Source organism: Algoriphagus zhangzhouensis (assembly GCF_900148515.1).
In the GTDB taxonomy this organism is placed as follows: Bacteria; Bacteroidota; Bacteroidia; order Cytophagales; family Cyclobacteriaceae; genus Algoriphagus; species Algoriphagus zhangzhouensis.
The window spans coordinates 189677-204798 of sequence record NZ_FRXN01000004.1; the positions used below are offsets into that span (position 1 = coordinate 189677).

The following is a 15122-nucleotide window of genomic DNA, read 5'->3' on the forward strand; positions in this document are numbered from 1 at the left end:
AAAGGTATTTCTAATTTTTCCAATTTTGCAATAGCAGTTCAAATATTTTTTTACTTACTCTTATAAATAATTTTTACCGGAACTCCCTCAAAATCAAAGTTTTCACGCAGTCTGTTTTCCAGGAATCGTGTGTATGGACTTTTGATGTATTGGGGTAGATTACAGAAGAATGCAAAGACCGGATTTTTGGTCGGCAACTGAGTTGCGTACTTGATTTTGATGTACTTTCCTTTCCATGCTGGCGGAGGGTATCTCTCGATTTCTGCGAGCATGACATCATTCAATTTAGAGGTTGCAATTCTTCTCGTTTTGTTTTCATAGACCTTCACTGCCAACTCGATCGCTTGGAAGATTCTTTGCTTCTCGGTCACAGATGTAAAGATGATTGGAATCCACTTATGTTCACCCAATCTTTCCATCATGTCATCCTTGATCTTGTTCATGGTCTTGTGATCTTTTTCGATCAAATCCCACTTATTGACCATAATCATGACACCCTTGTTGTTTTTGATAGCCAATGCAATCAAATTGATGTCCTGAGATTCCAAGCCCCTTGATGCGTCTACCATTACAATGATCACATCAGATTCTTCCAATGTTCTCAAGGAGCGCATCACAGAATAAAACTCAATGTCTTCTTTGACTTTGGCTTTCTTTCTGATTCCAGCTGTATCGGTAATGATAAAGTCTTGGCCATACAACTTATATCTAGTATGGATAGAATCTCTGGTAGTACCTGCTTCGTTGGTTACTATCGATCTTTCCTTACCTAAAAGTGCATTTAGGTAAGAGGACTTACCTACGTTGGGTCTTCCCAAGATGGATATTTTAGGAATTCCAGCGTCTGGATCTTCATCCCCCTCATCTTCGAAGTGAGTAATCATCTCATCCAATAATTCACCGGTACCACTTCCACTCACGGCAGCGATCGGGAATATCTCAAAGTTACTTATTCCCAAAGCGTAAAATTCATTCGCCATGAGAGACTTTTCTAAATTGTCTGCCTTATTGGCGACGATATAAATCGGTTTATCAGTGCTTCTCAGTTCGTTTGCAAATTCCTGGTCTAGATCTGTCAAACCATCATTGCAATCCACTACAAACAGGATCACGTCAGCTTCTTCCACAGCCAGTTTTACTTGCTTGCGGATTTCTGCTTCATAGATGTCATCTGATCCAATCACATATCCTCCCGTATCGATCACTGAGAAAAACTTTCCAGACCACTGAGCATGTCCATAGTGACGATCACGCGTCACGCCGCTCATGTTGTCCTCAATCGCTTTTCGCTCTTCCACCAAACGGTTGAAAAGTGTCGATTTCCCTACGTTAGGTCTCCCTACAATTGCTACAATGTTTGCCATATCAAGTTGGGTCGTACCCAAATTTTTTCAGTTTCTGTTTGTTTTTTCTCCAGTCAGGTTCCACTTTGACGAAGGTCTCCAAATGCACCTGTTTGCCAAAAAAGGCCTCCAGTTCTTCGCGGGCTTCGATTCCCACTTTTTTGAGCATTTTTCCTTTTTCGCCAATGATTATTCCTTTCTGGCTGTTTCTTTCCACGAAGATGGTTGCTCTCATTCTGATGATGCGGTTATTTTCATGAAACTCTTCTATCCCTACTTCTGTGCTGTAAGGGATTTCTTTTTTGTAATTCTTAAAGATCTTCTCCCGAATGATCTCGGAGGCAAAGAACCGCTCTGGACGGTCAGTTAGTTCCTCTTTGTCGTAAAAAGCGGGATGCTCTGGCAATCTTTCCAGAATTTCCTGCAGAATACGCTCCGTATTGAATTTTTCCTGAGCAGAGATTGGAATGATAGCATCTGATTTCAATCGATCAGTCCAGTATTTAGTAACTTCTTCCAGCTGCCCTTCTTTGGCCAAATCAATTTTGTTGATTACCAATATGACTGGGATACCAGAATTGTTGATACGCTCAATGATTGACTCAATATCGGCTTCCGTTTCATATAGATCAGTCACAAAAAGAATGATATCCGCATCTTCCAATGAAAGATTGACGAAGGTCATCATGCTCTTGTGAAGCTCGTATTGAGGCTTCAGCATTCCAGGAGTGTCAGAAAAAACGATTTGGTAGTCGTCAGAATTGATCAATCCCAAAATTCTGTGTCGGGTGGTCTGAGCTTTGGATGAAATTATCGAAAGTCTCTCACCTATAAGGATATTCATCAGTGTAGACTTCCCCACATTGGGCTTTCCTATGATATTTACGAATCCTGCTTGGTGAGATTTTTGAGTCATTTTATAAAATTTTTACAAAGGTACTTGATTTTTGAGAGTTTGTCCTTACCTTTGTATCACAATTCGCCGGAAGGGCAGTTCGAAACAGAAAAATAAAGGAATTTTCCTTAAAAATATATCGCGGGATGGAGCATCCACGATAGCTATCGGGAGGTAGCTCGTTGGACTCATCTTAGCAAAGGCATATCGCGGGATGGAGCAGTTGGTAGCTCGTCGGGCTCATAACCCGAAGGTCACAGGTTCGAGTCCTGTTCCCGCTACTACGAGGACACTAGAAATAGTGTCCTTTTTTATTTTATTCAAATTTTGGTAAAAGGTGATTTTCGAAAGACCTAAATCTCTCCAAATCCTTACTTAAAAAATATCAAAACACCTTCCGAAGCAAGCCCGCTTCAGAAGGTGTTCTTATTTATCCCAAACTAGAATCGATATAGGCAATTTTATTTTCTGCCAGTCGTCCCAAAGCCCAAACTCCAGATGGTGCAGATAGTATTCCCGGAAGGGTTCCTGCAACAAAGTCTTTGTAGACATCTTCTTGGTTCAGTCCCATTTTCTGAGCTACAAACATGGAGTTTACTTTTCGTGCCATATCACAAACACAGAAAACAGCTCCCTGGTCCTGCAAACCTTTGATGCCAGCCAATCCAGGAAGCGGAAATACTCCATCTTCAGGGATATAATAGGGGTTTTTCAAAGCCGGTTGTTTTGTGATGGGATCATTGTAGCCGAAAAATTCACCTAGCTTGTACTTTGCAATTGTTTCATCATTCAAGGCAAAGATCATCCCGTGGTGGCGAAGAACATTGAATATGCCCAGTTGTTCCCCTGGAGTTCCAGTTTCAGCATTGGTCATGTAATAAACATTGGACCAAATAAATCCCCATGGAATGGCTTGTGAAATGTCATAAGAGACTGGATGCTTTTTCTTGCCAACTTTTTTGATTTCCTCATCCAATTCAGCGCCTCCAGCTCCCATATTTTTTAAAGCAAAGTCAGGTGAGGAATTAGAGTTGATTTCAGCTTGAAGACTGTTTGGAAGTAAACTGATGCCAGTAGCAACGGCACTGGTGGCGAATAGCCCAATAAAATTTCTTCGCGATTTTAAGTTGTTCTCTTTCATAATAAAAGGTTGTTTAAAATTTGAAATGATTAAAAAAGTATCGCTGATGAAAGGACTCCGGTACTCTGTATTGCCTCTAATTAACTAATTAGGAAAGGATTTTTATTCTATTTAAAGCCCCAATTCTCGACACTCTTTGTACTCTATGTGATATTGAAGTTTTGATCACAGTTATATCAGAATGAAATAGCAATCTTGATAGGTCAAAATTGCAAAGGGGCGATTGAGGATACTACACCCTATAGAGTGATTTTTGAAAATCACACAATTGTGTGATACAAATTGGATAGAGTTTTTTCTTTGAATATGTGGCCGGTATAATGGAGGTGAAAACTTGGTTTATTTCCCTTCATTGGAAATTAAAAAGCCAACCCTAGGGTCGGCTTTTAATAGTGTTGTTCTTTGTATTAAGATTGTTCTGGCTCCAAAACTTCCATTGGCGTCAATGTAATTTTAGCCTCTCCAACTTGGAAGTCGTCCACAACAATAGAGACTTCCTGTGTGAATAGATTTTCGGTCCCCTTTAATTTAAAAGTATAGATTGCATCCAATCGGACTTTCTTAGGCGTCATAAACAATGTCGCTTCACCTATAGTAAAAGGAGGTATTCTGACTGCAACTGATTTGGTAAAAGTACTGGTTTCACTTGCCGTTTCTTCTTCTCCAATAGTGAAAGTGTTTTCCAATGTTCTACTAACACTGTTTTCTATTTCTGCCGAAACAGGACCTCGCTCTACACTAAGAGTAGCACTGGTCGTAACGGTGATTCCTATCAAAGTCGATTGGCTAAAGCTTCTCGTAGTTGATTTAGTAATCTCTCGTTCCAGAGTTAGAGTCCCTACTTGCTCGATATCTGAATCGTTCACAGTTGAATCAGAAAGCCCAATTGGATTGCCATCAGGAAGTACTACTTCGTTGACATATTCGATATTCACCAACTCTAGATCTGGACGAATAATCTGTACACTGGAAGCATTGTCCTGAAACCCGAAATGCACCAAATTAGAATATTCTCCGGGGCCAAATTCCCGACTTTTACCACCTAGGTTTTTATCTTCAAAAAGGATTACCCTAGCACCTTCCGGTACGATCATAGAAGTGATACTATCATTTTTCAGAAAAGGGAAGTCATAACTGGCAACCTCTCCCAATCCTGCTAGATTTTGCTGGAACCCGCGGAAATTGTCATGTTCAAAAAAGCTCACGATCGGATAAAGGTTTGGGTCATGCTCAAAAATTTCCATGGAACTGATTTTATCATTCCAATCCTGGACATAATTATACTCTCCAGCAAATAAGACCAACTTTGGTCCACGAAAACCGGTATGAAGATAGAAATAGGCAAAATAGCCTGGTTCCACAATGATGGAACTGATTCTGTCATTTCCGATTGGAATAGTGATGTAGCTGCCTTTGTCATAGGTAGCTTTTGTACCCTTAAAATGTGCGTGTTCAAAAACTGAAATAGCCATAGTGATTGAATTTTGGTTAGAAAAAAGATGAAAATGAAAATTTGATCTTTGAGGTTTCAAAGAATGTCTGAGCATTTCTCAAGTGGAAAAGCCAAATAAAACTCCAAGTAAAAAGCCCCGGGATTTGGAGTTTTATCATTGCGACTTTACAAAGGTATGTGCTGTAAAGTCTTAATTATTAGAACGTTTGCGACAAATGGTGTAACAATTCCGACATTAATTGTAAAGTAACTTTTAGGCTGTAATCCAGGCCAGTAAAGCAAACAATGCCATAGTAAATAGTCCGAGCTGAAAGCCCCCAAGAATCCAATGCTTCTTTTTTAAGGTGAAATCATCCTTGATTTCCAGAGATAGAATAAGGTTAAAAATGATTGAAGTGAGGATGGTAAATGCAAAAAGAGTAATAGCAGTCAGAAGCCAGAATGAAACAGTACTAGAAGCACTGGACTTGATATCTCTCAAAACTACCACGCAGCCGGTTCCGGCTGAAAAATTAATTCCTATCATCCATCTACTCCAATTGATCAATTCCCTTGGGGTCTCGATGTTAGATTTTCGGCTTGTTTCCATGATTTTAAATATTAAAAATGTAGGAACAAGTTAGCTTGAATGCATTCTTAAGGCTTGTCAATATTCCGACAGATGTTGGAACAAAAGCGACAAACTCCAAAAATGGGCTGTATTGAATTCCGTTATCGTCTCAAAATTGAGAGATCAAAGTCGATGGACTGATTCCAAACTCCCTTTTGAAGCACTTGGAAAAGTAGGAGAGGTTTGAGAATCCCGTTTGAAAGGCAATTTCTGAAACTCCATATTTCTGAGTGTGTAAAAGTTCTTTTGCCCGATGTAATCTAACGGAGGAAATCAATTGATTGGGCGATTTGTTGCTGATTGCTTTCAGCTTTCTTTGAAGTTGCCTCTCACTGACCGCCATCTCCCGAGAAAGTGTTTCTAGACTGAAAAGCTCGTTGTCTAAATTGGCATCAATACATTGAATCACATCCTCTAGAAAGGATTCATTCCAGGACTTAGGTGTGGAATTCTCGTTTTCCGAACTGGTTTTGGAGGTAATATGGTCATTGACTTTGTACAATGATTGAGATTGATAGCCTTCAGGTCTCAATGAATAAAGTGTAGAAAGAATATTTAGTCCTGCACCTGAAAGTAGGTTTTTAACAGTTTCAGAAATCAAGATTTGATTGGGTAATGCCTGATCGAGCATCTCATGTATCCAAATTTTGGTTTTCTGATCCTGCCAAATAGAACCTCGAATTGAAGCTTCCATCATATGGATGCTAGTCGCAAGGGTTTTTCCATTTTGTTTCATTAGTTCCATCAATGCCAAACCGCAATGAACGGCTTTACTTGGACCTTCAAATGTTGCAATCAATACATTCTCTTTCTGGTGAATCGCAACCCCTTTAAATTTCCCGATGATTGCTTCGCAAGATTTTGGCAAAACCATAATTCCATCCTTCTTGTCCAACACTTTAGCTACTAAGAAACATGTTAGTTTTTCGTCAGAGGAGTCATTTTGCTCAGCTTTAAGGATAAAGGATTTCATAATATCCAGGATTTCCTGACTATTCCCTGCCCAAAAAAGGTGATCACTGCCTTCTAGTTCCACAAAAGTGGAATTCTTGATCCGCTTTGAAATAAACCTTCCCTCTTCAATTTTGACATCGATATCATGTTTTCTCTGGATCATCAAAGTCGGAACTCTGATCGTATCCAGAATATTCACTATATCTACCAGCGTATTCATTTTTGTCAATACCATAGCAGCGCTTGGACTTGCTCCTGATCTAAAATACTGGGCTAGCCAATCCATAAACTCGGGATCATTGGCTCGAGAGGGAGCAAGGGATTCTAGATTCATTTCACCGCTTCCCCAGCTATTCTCGATCATATCATAGATTTTCTGTCTTTCCTCATCTGTAGGGGCCCAAGGGTAATCTTTGGAATATCGTCTTTTGGCAAATATTCCGAAAGTGATCAATGAGATGGTCCTATGAGGGAAGGTAGCGGCAAAAAGGGCTGAAACAGACCCTCCTTCAGAGTGGCCAAAAAGTACAGATTTTTCAGAGCCTACTGCATCCATTACAGCCCGAATATCATCCATTCTGTCTTCCAATGTGGAGAGTTCAGTGATCCTATCGGAAAGACCCGTTCCTCTTTTGTCGAAAAGAATAACCCGGCAATTTTTTGCCAATTCTTTTAAAAATTCAGCTAATGATGGGCATGCCCACATCAAGTCTATATTGGATACCCAGCCAGGGATGTAAACCAAGTCTATCGGACCCGAGCCAAATACTTGATAGGCAATATTGATACTGCCACTTTTAGCATAAAGCGTTTTTGGTTTCATAAAGAACAATTAAAAAGATTAGAAAAAATACTTAAGGGGTACCTTCTAAATTACTTAAAAATGGGCGAAAATCTTAGCGCAAAAATCAATAATAAACTAAAATAATTCATTCTCTGATCTAATTATTTCGGTACGTAAATCTTCTCCAAATCCATTCTAATGGGCCAGATTTGAAATAGTTAAACCAAATTTTGCTGAAGATTACTTGAAAGATGAACACCCCAAATGCAGTAGCTAGGGATTGAAAAGGGCTCATCGTTTCATAAAGTCCAAATCCAACAGAGGAGAAAAGAATCAAGCCCACCAGACTTTGAAAAATATAATTTGTTAAAGCCATCCTACCGACGTATTGGAGAGGGCTGAGGATTTTTTGCCAATGGGTATGATACCAAACCCAACCGATCAACCAGAGATAAAACATTCCAAATTGGATGTCAGATAATACCATCAACTTGATGAAAATGGTTCTGCCCACCTCAGTTCGATAGATATCCCAACCTGTGAATACGAAAAGAAATAGTAGTCTGTAAATGCAAGTAAAAAGGGTGATCCAAAGCATCGGTTTCCTAATCTGAAAAATATAAGAATCCAGCTTTTCGTAGATCTTGTTTTTGCCTAAATATAGCCCCAGTAAAAACATCGCCATTGCCATAGGAGCAAAGAATCCAAAGAGCAAAGGGATATTGTACATGTACTCCAGCCAGCGGAATTTGATGGAGTCGACATAGCTTCCAAAGCGGATGATTTCATTCACTTTTTGAGGAGTATAGTCAGCAAGGAATACTCCCGGATCAAAGTTGAAAAACTCTAATATTCCACCCAAAACCTGATCATAAAAGGGGAAGAGGAGGAAAACTAAAGCCAAGGTAAGAATGAGCTTATTGGACCTCTTGATCAAGATGGTAATCAATACTCCAAGAATGGCATAAATGTTCAGCACATCTCCAGAAAAGAGGAAGGTGATATGTAGCAATCCAATCAAAAACAGAAACCCCATTCTCCTCCCAAAAAAAGAGAAATTCAATAGGCCTTTTTCTGAAAGTCTGATGGCCTGCATGGAAATTCCCAAACCAAATAGGAGGGAGAAAATCGGAAAGAATTTAGTGTAAAAGAATAGCTGGAGAATCAGCTCAACAATCTGGTCCAAAGGAGAGGTCCATTGAGCAACAAACTCTTCTTGTGAAAAATAGGAAGAATTCATCGCTCCGATATTGACTACAAAAATCCCGAGAATGGCAAAGCCCCGAAATATATCCAGTAATACAATTCTTTGACTTTGGGAGGTGGGCTTTTGTGAATTCAAATCGGTGGAACGCTGGTTCGAAAATGTGATGGTCTAGTTAGGGCAATTTTGCATTTTGTCCAAATAATTATGGTTACAATGATTTCTTTATCTTGTTACGAGAATTATTTAATGATTCCATTGTTGTTAGATTCCTAACTTAGGAATTTAGGTGTGTTTTTTTGATGACATCGCTTTAGTTTGAAAAACAATTGAAATGGATAAGACCAAAGAAAGACTTTTAAGTAAAGTAGATTTTTTACTTGAAAGAGGACAAAATATCACCAGAAATTATCAAGGAAATGGGCATGAAAGATATGCGCCAAGTCTTTTATTTTCTGAATTTAAATCAAGTAGCCTTTCTTTCATTGCAACCATATTTGGTGTTGAAAGTGTTTATTATCATCAATTTGAAATAGAAGTAAGGAGCTCCTATTATTATAATGTTGATTCTGCTATTGGAATTTTAACAGCAATTAAAAATGAAATAGAAACTGGGTGGTTGATTTCTTTTAAAAAACTTGTTGAGGCTGACGTATTTAGTGATTTTATGGAGATGGCGGAGCACCTTTTGAAGGGGAATTACAAAGACCCTTCAGCAGTACTGATTGGCTCTGTTTTGGAAGAGCATTTAAGAACTTTGTGCAAAGAAAATTCAATTCTAATTTCTGAAGATAAAAATGGAGATCTTGTACCAAAAAAGGCAAGTAGGTTAAATGATGAGTTAGCCAAAAATGGAATTTATAATAAGCTAGTTCAGAAAAGCGTAACTGCTTGGCTAGATTTAAGAAATAATGCTGCACATGGTCATTTTGGACAATATGATATTGATCAGGTCAAAATTATGTATCAGGGAGTTTTACAATTTTTAAATAAGTAGTGTTTAAAACTTCTTTTTAATAAAAAAACCGACCCTAAGGCCGGTTTTTAAGATTTATCACAAGTCTATTTATTTAATGTCCATGTCCACCGTCTCCTTCTTGAGGAACGTAGTTGGCTTCTAGTTCTGCCAGTCCTTTTTTACCGTAAGCGATTTTAGTGATGATCACATATAGCACCGGCACAAAGAAAATAGCCAGGAAGGTCGCTGCTAGCATACCGCCAATTACAGTCCAGCCGATTGTTTGTCTTGCAACAGCACCTGCTCCATTGGATAGTGCCAATGGCAATACACCAAGGATAAAGGCCAGTGAGGTCATAATGATTGGTCTCAATCGAAGCTTCACTGCATCAATGGTTGCTGCCAAAAGTGGCATCCCTCGATCCACCCTTTCTTTGGCAAATTCCACGATCAAAATAGCGTTTTTCGCAGCCAAACCAATCAATGTCACCAAACCAATTTGGGCATAAATGTTATTGTCCAACTTCGGTAGGAAGTGCAAGGCTACAATCGCTCCAAATGCACCTAATGGAAGAGCCAAGAGTACTGAGAATGGTACAGACCAACTTTCGTACAAGGATGCCAATAGGAGCGAAACCAAGATAATTGCCAAGGAGAAAATCAGAATCGTAGCATTACCAGAAGAAAGTTCCTCACGGCTCAAGCCAGAGAAATCATATCCATAACCAGCAGGAAGTACCTGTGCCGCCACTTCTTGAAGTGCTGCCAAGGCCTGACCGGAAGAGTAGCCCGGAGCGGCATTACCATTGATTTCTGCAGAACGGAACAAGTTGTAGTGAGATATCACTGCTGCATTGTCAACTACCTCATAACTGATCAAAGCACTCAATGGTACTGCTTCTCCAGCGGAACTCATCACATAATATTGCTCCATTTCCTCAATGCTTGCACGGTAAGCAGTATCTGCCTGAGCTACCACACGGAAATTACGTCCGTATTTCGTAAAGTCATTGACATAGGCACTACCCATGTAATTGGACATGGTGGTGAAAACCTCAGTCAAAGGAACTCCCAACTTTTTGGCTTTTTCACGATCTACCACGACATGATATCCTGGAGTTTTGGCATTGAAGAAAGAGTAAGCCATGGCGATTTCTGGCCTTTGATTGGCAGCCATTAGGAATTGTCCCATGACAGCCTCCAAGTCCTGCACCGAGCCGGTACCTCTTTGCTCCAGCATAAAACTGAATCCACCTGTTGAACCCAAACCTGGGATGGCAGGAGGTGGCACCACCACGATTCTGGCTTCTGGTATCGCAGCAAAGCGTTGGTTCAATTGAGCCATGATTCCATAGAGCTGTTGGGAAGGTTCTTGTCTCTCATCCCAAGGATCCATCTGGATAAAGAAGGTAGCAGAGTTGGATTTGAAAGAGAAGTTGATCACGTTCAATCCACCGATCCCGGTTGCATTTTTGATACCCTCTGTAGAAGTTAAAATATCGCTCATTTCACTCATGACTTCACGGGTTCGGCTACTGGAAGAACCTTCCGGCAATTCCAAGGAGATATACAATCGGCCTTCATCTTCCGTGGGAAGAAAACCTGTTGGTTTGGTTTGGAATAGACCAAATGTTCCTGCGAAAATGCAGATCAATAAGATGATCATCAATGGAGCTCTTTTGATAGCTCCTTTTACACCTTTGGAATAGTTCTGAGTTGTTCTTTCAAACCATAAGTTGAATTTGTAGAAGAATCGGTTCAGGCCTTTTCCATGCTCGTTTACCTCAGATGGTTTTAGCAAAAGAGAACACAAAGCTGGAGTCAAACTCAAAGCGACGAAGGCAGAGATCAATACAGAGATTGCAATGGTAATCGCAAATTGCTGGTACATTCTACCCACAATACCAGGGATAAATCCTACCGGGATAAATACCGCACTCAAGATCAAAGCAATCGCAATTACTGGAGCTGTGATGTCTTTCATCGCCAGTTTGGTAGCTTCTTTGGCAGAGATCTTTCTGGTGTCGATGTAGTGCTGAACAGCTTCCACCACTACAATCGCATCATCCACCACAATACCAATCGCCAATACGAAGCCGAATAGGGTTAGGGTATTGACTGTAAAGCCCAAAAGAGGGAAGAAGATAAAGGTACCAATGATGGAAACCGGAATCGCCAATACTGGAACCAAAGTGGCTCTCCAGCTTTGCAGGAATAGGAATACCACCAAAATCACCAAGATCAAGGCTTCAATAAAGGTGTGAACCACCTCATTGATGGACACTTTTACTACGGAGATTGCTTCGAAAGAAACATCATATTTCATATCCGGTGGAAAAGAGGCCTGAAGCTCATCCAAAGCGGCATAAACCCCATCTGCAGTTTCCAAAGCATTACTTCCTGGAGCTTGATAGACAAGCAAAATAGCGTTTTGCTGACCATTCAAAGTAGAGAATCGGCTATAGTCAAATTGACCCAATTCGATTCTGGCTACATCTCTCAAATACACAATTGATCCATCAGCTGGATTTGCTCGTAAGACGATATCCCCAAACTCCTCTTCGGTATCCAATCGACCATTTACGGTGATTGCATATTCGAAAGTTTGCGTATCATACTGAGGATTACCCCCGACCGTACCGGCTGCTACCTGAAGATTTTGTTCTTGAATAGCTGCAGAAACCTCCCTAGCTGAGATATTGTATTGGGCAAGTTTGTCTGGCTTTAACCAAACGCGCATACTGAAATCCTGACCAATTGCGGTAATATCACCGACACCTTTTACCCTCAAAAGGGCATCTTTGATATAGATGTTGGTATAATTTGCAAGGAAACTTGGATCGTGAGTATTGTTAGGTGAAGTGATACTGACTACCATCATCACACTTGGGTTTCTCTTACGAACAGTTACCCCCAGTCTTCTTACTGCTTCGGGAATCTGAGGTTCTGCGATACTCACCCTGTTTTGAACGTCCAAAGTGGCAATGTTCACATCCGTGCCTACATCAAAGGTCACGTTCATTTGCATCTGTCCGGTACTAGTATTGTTGGATGAAATATAGGACATCCCAGGAGTACCGTTGATCTGAGTCTCAATCGGGGTAGCAACTGTCTGCTCCACCGTCTCTGCATCGGCTCCAGTATAGTTTGCAGAAACTGAAACTACAGGAGGAGTGATGTCTGGATATTGTGTGATCGGTAGGTTAATCAAGGCCAAAGTCCCCACCAGTACAAGTACTACTGAGATGACGATGGCTGTAACCGGTCTTTTTATAAATACTTCTGATATCATATTTGTTGAGTCTGCTAGTAAAAAATTACTGTTGTGGAGCTCCTCCGGTGGTGATTTTTGCTCCTTCTCTCAATTTCTGAATTCCTTCTACCACGATGGTTTCTCCACCTTGAAGACCTGATCTGACTACTACTTGATTTCCAAATACGGTCCCCAATTCCACTACTTTTTGAGTGACAGTTTCTTCTGCACCGACGATATAGACAAAATATTCACCCATTTGCTCGGAAACTGATTTGTACGGAATTACAACTTGTTCTCCGATGTCCTGATTTAAGACCATCAAATTCACGGTCATTCCTGCGATCAATTCTGCATCTGGATTTGGAAAGTTTACCCTCAGGTTAATTGTTCCGGATTGTCTACCCACTGCTCTATCGATGGTGGTAAATGTTCCGTTGATCGGGTAGATGCTTCCGTCACTAAACTTGATTCTGAAAAGAGAATCTGGATTGTTCTCAGCTCTCAAAAGCTTATTGAATCTTGGAATCTCTTTTTCGTTGATCACAAAGTTCACAGCCATTGGATCATTGGAAGAAAGAGTGTTCAAAAGCGGTTGGCCAGGTGAAACTTGAGCACCTAGTCTTACTTGAGAAATCCCAACAGTTCCATCAAAAGGAGCTGTCAAAACAGAGTAGGAATAATCTGTAGAAGCTGATTCCATTTGAGCTTTTGCAGAAGTTAACTGTGCTTGTGCATTCAATACTTCAGTATGAGCTGCATCCAAGGTTTGCTTTGCAATAGCATCTTCTTCGTCCAATCTTTTGTATCGCTCATAATCTTTTTCGATTCTAGCTAAATTCGCTTCTGCACTTTGAACAAGCGCTTTGGTCTGTTGCAAAGAAGCAGCGTATTTGCTTCGGTCGATTTCATAAAGCTTTTGACCTCTTTTTACTTGCTGTCCATCCTTCACATAAATGTTGGTGATGTAGCCACTTATTTGAGGTCGAATTTCTACCTCATTCAATGGGACTACTGTTGAAGGATATTCATCTGTTCCGGTTACTGATTTTTTCACTGCTTTGGTTACAGTTACCAAAGCCGGTGGGGGAGCTTGCTGGGCTGCTTGCTGGTTTTGCCCACAGGAAGTGGCTACAAAAAGTAGTGCAGCATAGAATATAATGGTAATAGATGATCTCATGAGATATTGAAAGTTTTCAGATTAATAGTTGATGGTGCCCAATGCTTGATCCAAATCCAGTTTGGAAAGCAAGACTTGATAAAATGCGTTGATATGGTTGATTTGAGCCGTTTGAAGGTCTGTCTCTGCGACAACTAAGTCTACATATGCTTTGACTCCTTCATCGTATTGCATTTTGATAATGTCATAGACATTTTCCGCCATTTCCATGTTTTCACGGATGATTTCCCATTCGTACAAACTGGAATTGTAAGAGGCCAAAGCCGCGTCGTACTGGGTATTGATTTGATTGGTCAAGTTTTCCAAATCAATTTTACCGCGCTCTACTTGTAGTTCGGCAGCTTTCACTCTGTGGACTCTTTTTCCACCCTGGAAAATCGGGATAGATAGATTCAATCCAACAGCTGATGTAGGATAAGACTGATTGTATAGATCAGAAAAATTTTGGTTGAAATACATCCAATTGTATCTGTAATATGCAGAAAGCTGAGGAAGGTAATTCCACTTTTCATAGGCCGTCTGGATTTCATTCAAAGACTGCTGAGTCTGCATCAAACGGTATTCAACTCTATTTTCCAACATCAATGGATCGGCAGCATCTTGCGCGATGTCTTCGACAGCTCCTTTGACATCAAATGTGATCTCAAAATCCAGGCTATCTGGATGACCGATCAATTGCTTGAGATAAGAATATTTGGCATCAAATGAATTCATCACTCTATTTCTGGAACTCTTGGAGTTTGTCAGTGTGATAAACGCTCTTTGATAATCAGTTTTATCTACTAGGCCAGTTTCGTATCTAGTTCTGGCATCCTTGTATTGCTTTTCTAGCCTTTGGAGATTTTCATCGATGATTTTTAGTTCTTCCTCAGAAAGAAGGATATCATAAAATGCCTTGGTTACATCAACGACCGTGTTGATTTTAGCATTTTCGATTACCTCTTCCAGTTGATTTCTGTAGTACTTGGAGGTACGAGAAGCAAACAGTTGATCTCTGTTGAATAAAGATTGATCTACCTGCAAAAGTACATTGGAATTGTAAGGCTGTCCAAAAGTGATAAGCTGATCGCCAATCGCACTAGTCTGTAGTTTGATATTGTAAGCTCCGGCAGCACTAGCGGTAATCTGAGGATACCAGCCAGCAATATTGGCTTTGATTTCCCGGTCTCCGATTTGCTCATCAATCTGAGCTTGTCGGATAGACGGACTTTGCACTAAGGCATAGTCCAGTACTTCTTGAAGTCCTACTGTTCCCTCTAACTTTGGAACATCCTCCTGCGCCAGAACTTTTACCGTCAATAGGAATAGCCCAAGGCCCAAAAGCAGAGACTGCTTTGAATAGGTCAT

Annotated in this window: 11 protein-coding genes and 1 tRNA gene; 2 read left to right on the plus strand and 10 right to left on the minus strand. The window is 40.3% G+C overall.

Features of this window, described 5'->3' with window-relative positions; genetic code table 11:
* Positions 1-50: 50 nt before the first annotated feature.
* Both der and era read right to left on the minus strand, forming a co-directional pair.
* Positions 51-1364 (minus strand): ribosome biogenesis GTPase Der, encoded by a 1314-nt coding sequence (gene der, locus BUF13_RS15070; RefSeq protein ID WP_073572655.1) that lies wholly within the window; start codon positions 1362-1364, stop codon positions 51-53.
* 1 nt (position 1365) lies between these two features.
* A complete protein-coding gene (gene era / locus BUF13_RS15075) occupies positions 1366-2259 on the minus strand; it encodes a GTPase Era (protein ID WP_073572656.1) in 894 nt (297 codons plus the stop codon).
* A gap of 187 nt (positions 2260-2446) precedes the next feature.
* Here era and BUF13_RS15080 point away from each other — a divergent pair.
* A tRNA-Met gene (locus tag BUF13_RS15080) sits at positions 2447-2519 on the plus strand.
* 149 nt (positions 2520-2668) lie between these two features.
* Here BUF13_RS15080 and BUF13_RS15085 read toward each other — a convergent pair.
* From BUF13_RS15085 to BUF13_RS15105, 5 genes are all read right to left on the minus strand, one after another.
* Positions 2669-3379, minus strand: a complete 711-nt coding sequence (locus BUF13_RS15085; RefSeq protein ID WP_073572657.1) for a hypothetical protein — start codon at positions 3377-3379, stop codon at positions 2669-2671.
* A 407-nt stretch (positions 3380-3786) separates the two neighbouring features.
* A complete protein-coding gene (locus BUF13_RS15090; RefSeq protein WP_166669841.1) occupies positions 3787-4851 on the minus strand; it encodes a beta/gamma crystallin-related protein in 1065 nt (354 codons plus the stop codon).
* A 234-nt stretch (positions 4852-5085) separates the two neighbouring features.
* Positions 5086-5421, minus strand: coding sequence for a hypothetical protein (locus tag BUF13_RS15095; RefSeq protein WP_073572659.1), 336 nt, complete (start codon positions 5419-5421; stop codon positions 5086-5088).
* 130 nt (positions 5422-5551) lie between these two features.
* Complete coding sequence (locus BUF13_RS15100; protein WP_073572660.1) at positions 5552-7219, minus strand: alpha/beta fold hydrolase; 1668 nt, start codon at positions 7217-7219, stop codon at positions 5552-5554.
* 118 nt (positions 7220-7337) lie between these two features.
* On the minus strand, positions 7338-8522 hold the full coding sequence (locus tag BUF13_RS15105; RefSeq protein ID WP_073572661.1) for a DUF418 domain-containing protein: 1185 nt from the start codon (positions 8520-8522) through the stop codon (positions 7338-7340).
* A gap of 196 nt (positions 8523-8718) precedes the next feature.
* Between BUF13_RS15105 and BUF13_RS15110 the strand changes: the two genes are divergently transcribed.
* Complete coding sequence (locus BUF13_RS15110) at positions 8719-9381, plus strand: hypothetical protein (RefSeq protein WP_073572662.1); 663 nt, start codon at positions 8719-8721, stop codon at positions 9379-9381.
* Positions 9382-9454: 73 nt separating this feature from the next.
* Here BUF13_RS15110 and BUF13_RS15115 read toward each other — a convergent pair whose 3' ends face one another.
* From BUF13_RS15115 to BUF13_RS15125, 3 genes are read right to left on the minus strand one after another with little or no spacing between them, the layout of a single operon-like run.
* On the minus strand, positions 9455-12634 hold the full coding sequence (locus BUF13_RS15115) for an efflux RND transporter permease subunit (RefSeq protein ID WP_073572663.1): 3180 nt from the start codon (positions 12632-12634) through the stop codon (positions 9455-9457).
* Positions 12635-12659: 25 nt separating this feature from the next.
* On the minus strand, positions 12660-13775 hold the full coding sequence (locus BUF13_RS15120) for an efflux RND transporter periplasmic adaptor subunit (protein WP_073572664.1): 1116 nt from the start codon (positions 13773-13775) through the stop codon (positions 12660-12662).
* 21 nt (positions 13776-13796) lie between these two features.
* Positions 13797-15122 (minus strand): TolC family protein, encoded by a 1326-nt coding sequence (locus tag BUF13_RS15125; protein WP_073572665.1) that lies wholly within the window; start codon positions 15120-15122, stop codon positions 13797-13799.

What these genes read in the sequence shown, in the direction of transcription:
- der (WP_073572655.1), bottom strand. Translation starts at nt 1,364, where the DNA reads ATGGCAAACATTGTAGCAATTGTAGGGAGACCTAACGTAGGGAAATCG.
- era (WP_073572656.1), bottom strand. Translation starts at nt 2,259, where the DNA reads ATGACTCAAAAATCTCACCAAGCAGGATTCGTAAATATCATAGGAAAG.
- BUF13_RS15085 (WP_073572657.1), bottom strand. Translation starts at nt 3,379, where the DNA reads ATGAAAGAGAACAACTTAAAATCGCGAAGAAATTTTATTGGGCTATTC.
- BUF13_RS15090 (WP_166669841.1), bottom strand. Translation starts at nt 4,851, where the DNA reads ATGGCTATTTCAGTTTTTGAACACGCACATTTTAAGGGTACAAAAGCT.
- BUF13_RS15095 (WP_073572659.1), bottom strand. Translation starts at nt 5,421, where the DNA reads ATGGAAACAAGCCGAAAATCTAACATCGAGACCCCAAGGGAATTGATC.
- BUF13_RS15100 (WP_073572660.1), bottom strand. Translation starts at nt 7,219, where the DNA reads ATGAAACCAAAAACGCTTTATGCTAAAAGTGGCAGTATCAATATTGCC.
- BUF13_RS15110 (WP_073572662.1), top strand. Translation starts at nt 8,719, where the DNA reads ATGGATAAGACCAAAGAAAGACTTTTAAGTAAAGTAGATTTTTTACTT.
- BUF13_RS15115 (WP_073572663.1), bottom strand. Translation starts at nt 12,634, where the DNA reads ATGATATCAGAAGTATTTATAAAAAGACCGGTTACAGCCATCGTCATC.
- BUF13_RS15120 (WP_073572664.1), bottom strand. Translation starts at nt 13,775, where the DNA reads ATGAGATCATCTATTACCATTATATTCTATGCTGCACTACTTTTTGTA.
- BUF13_RS15125 (WP_073572665.1), bottom strand. Translation starts at nt 15,122, where the DNA reads ATGACCTATTCAAAGCAGTCTCTGCTTTTGGGCCTTGGGCTATTCCTA.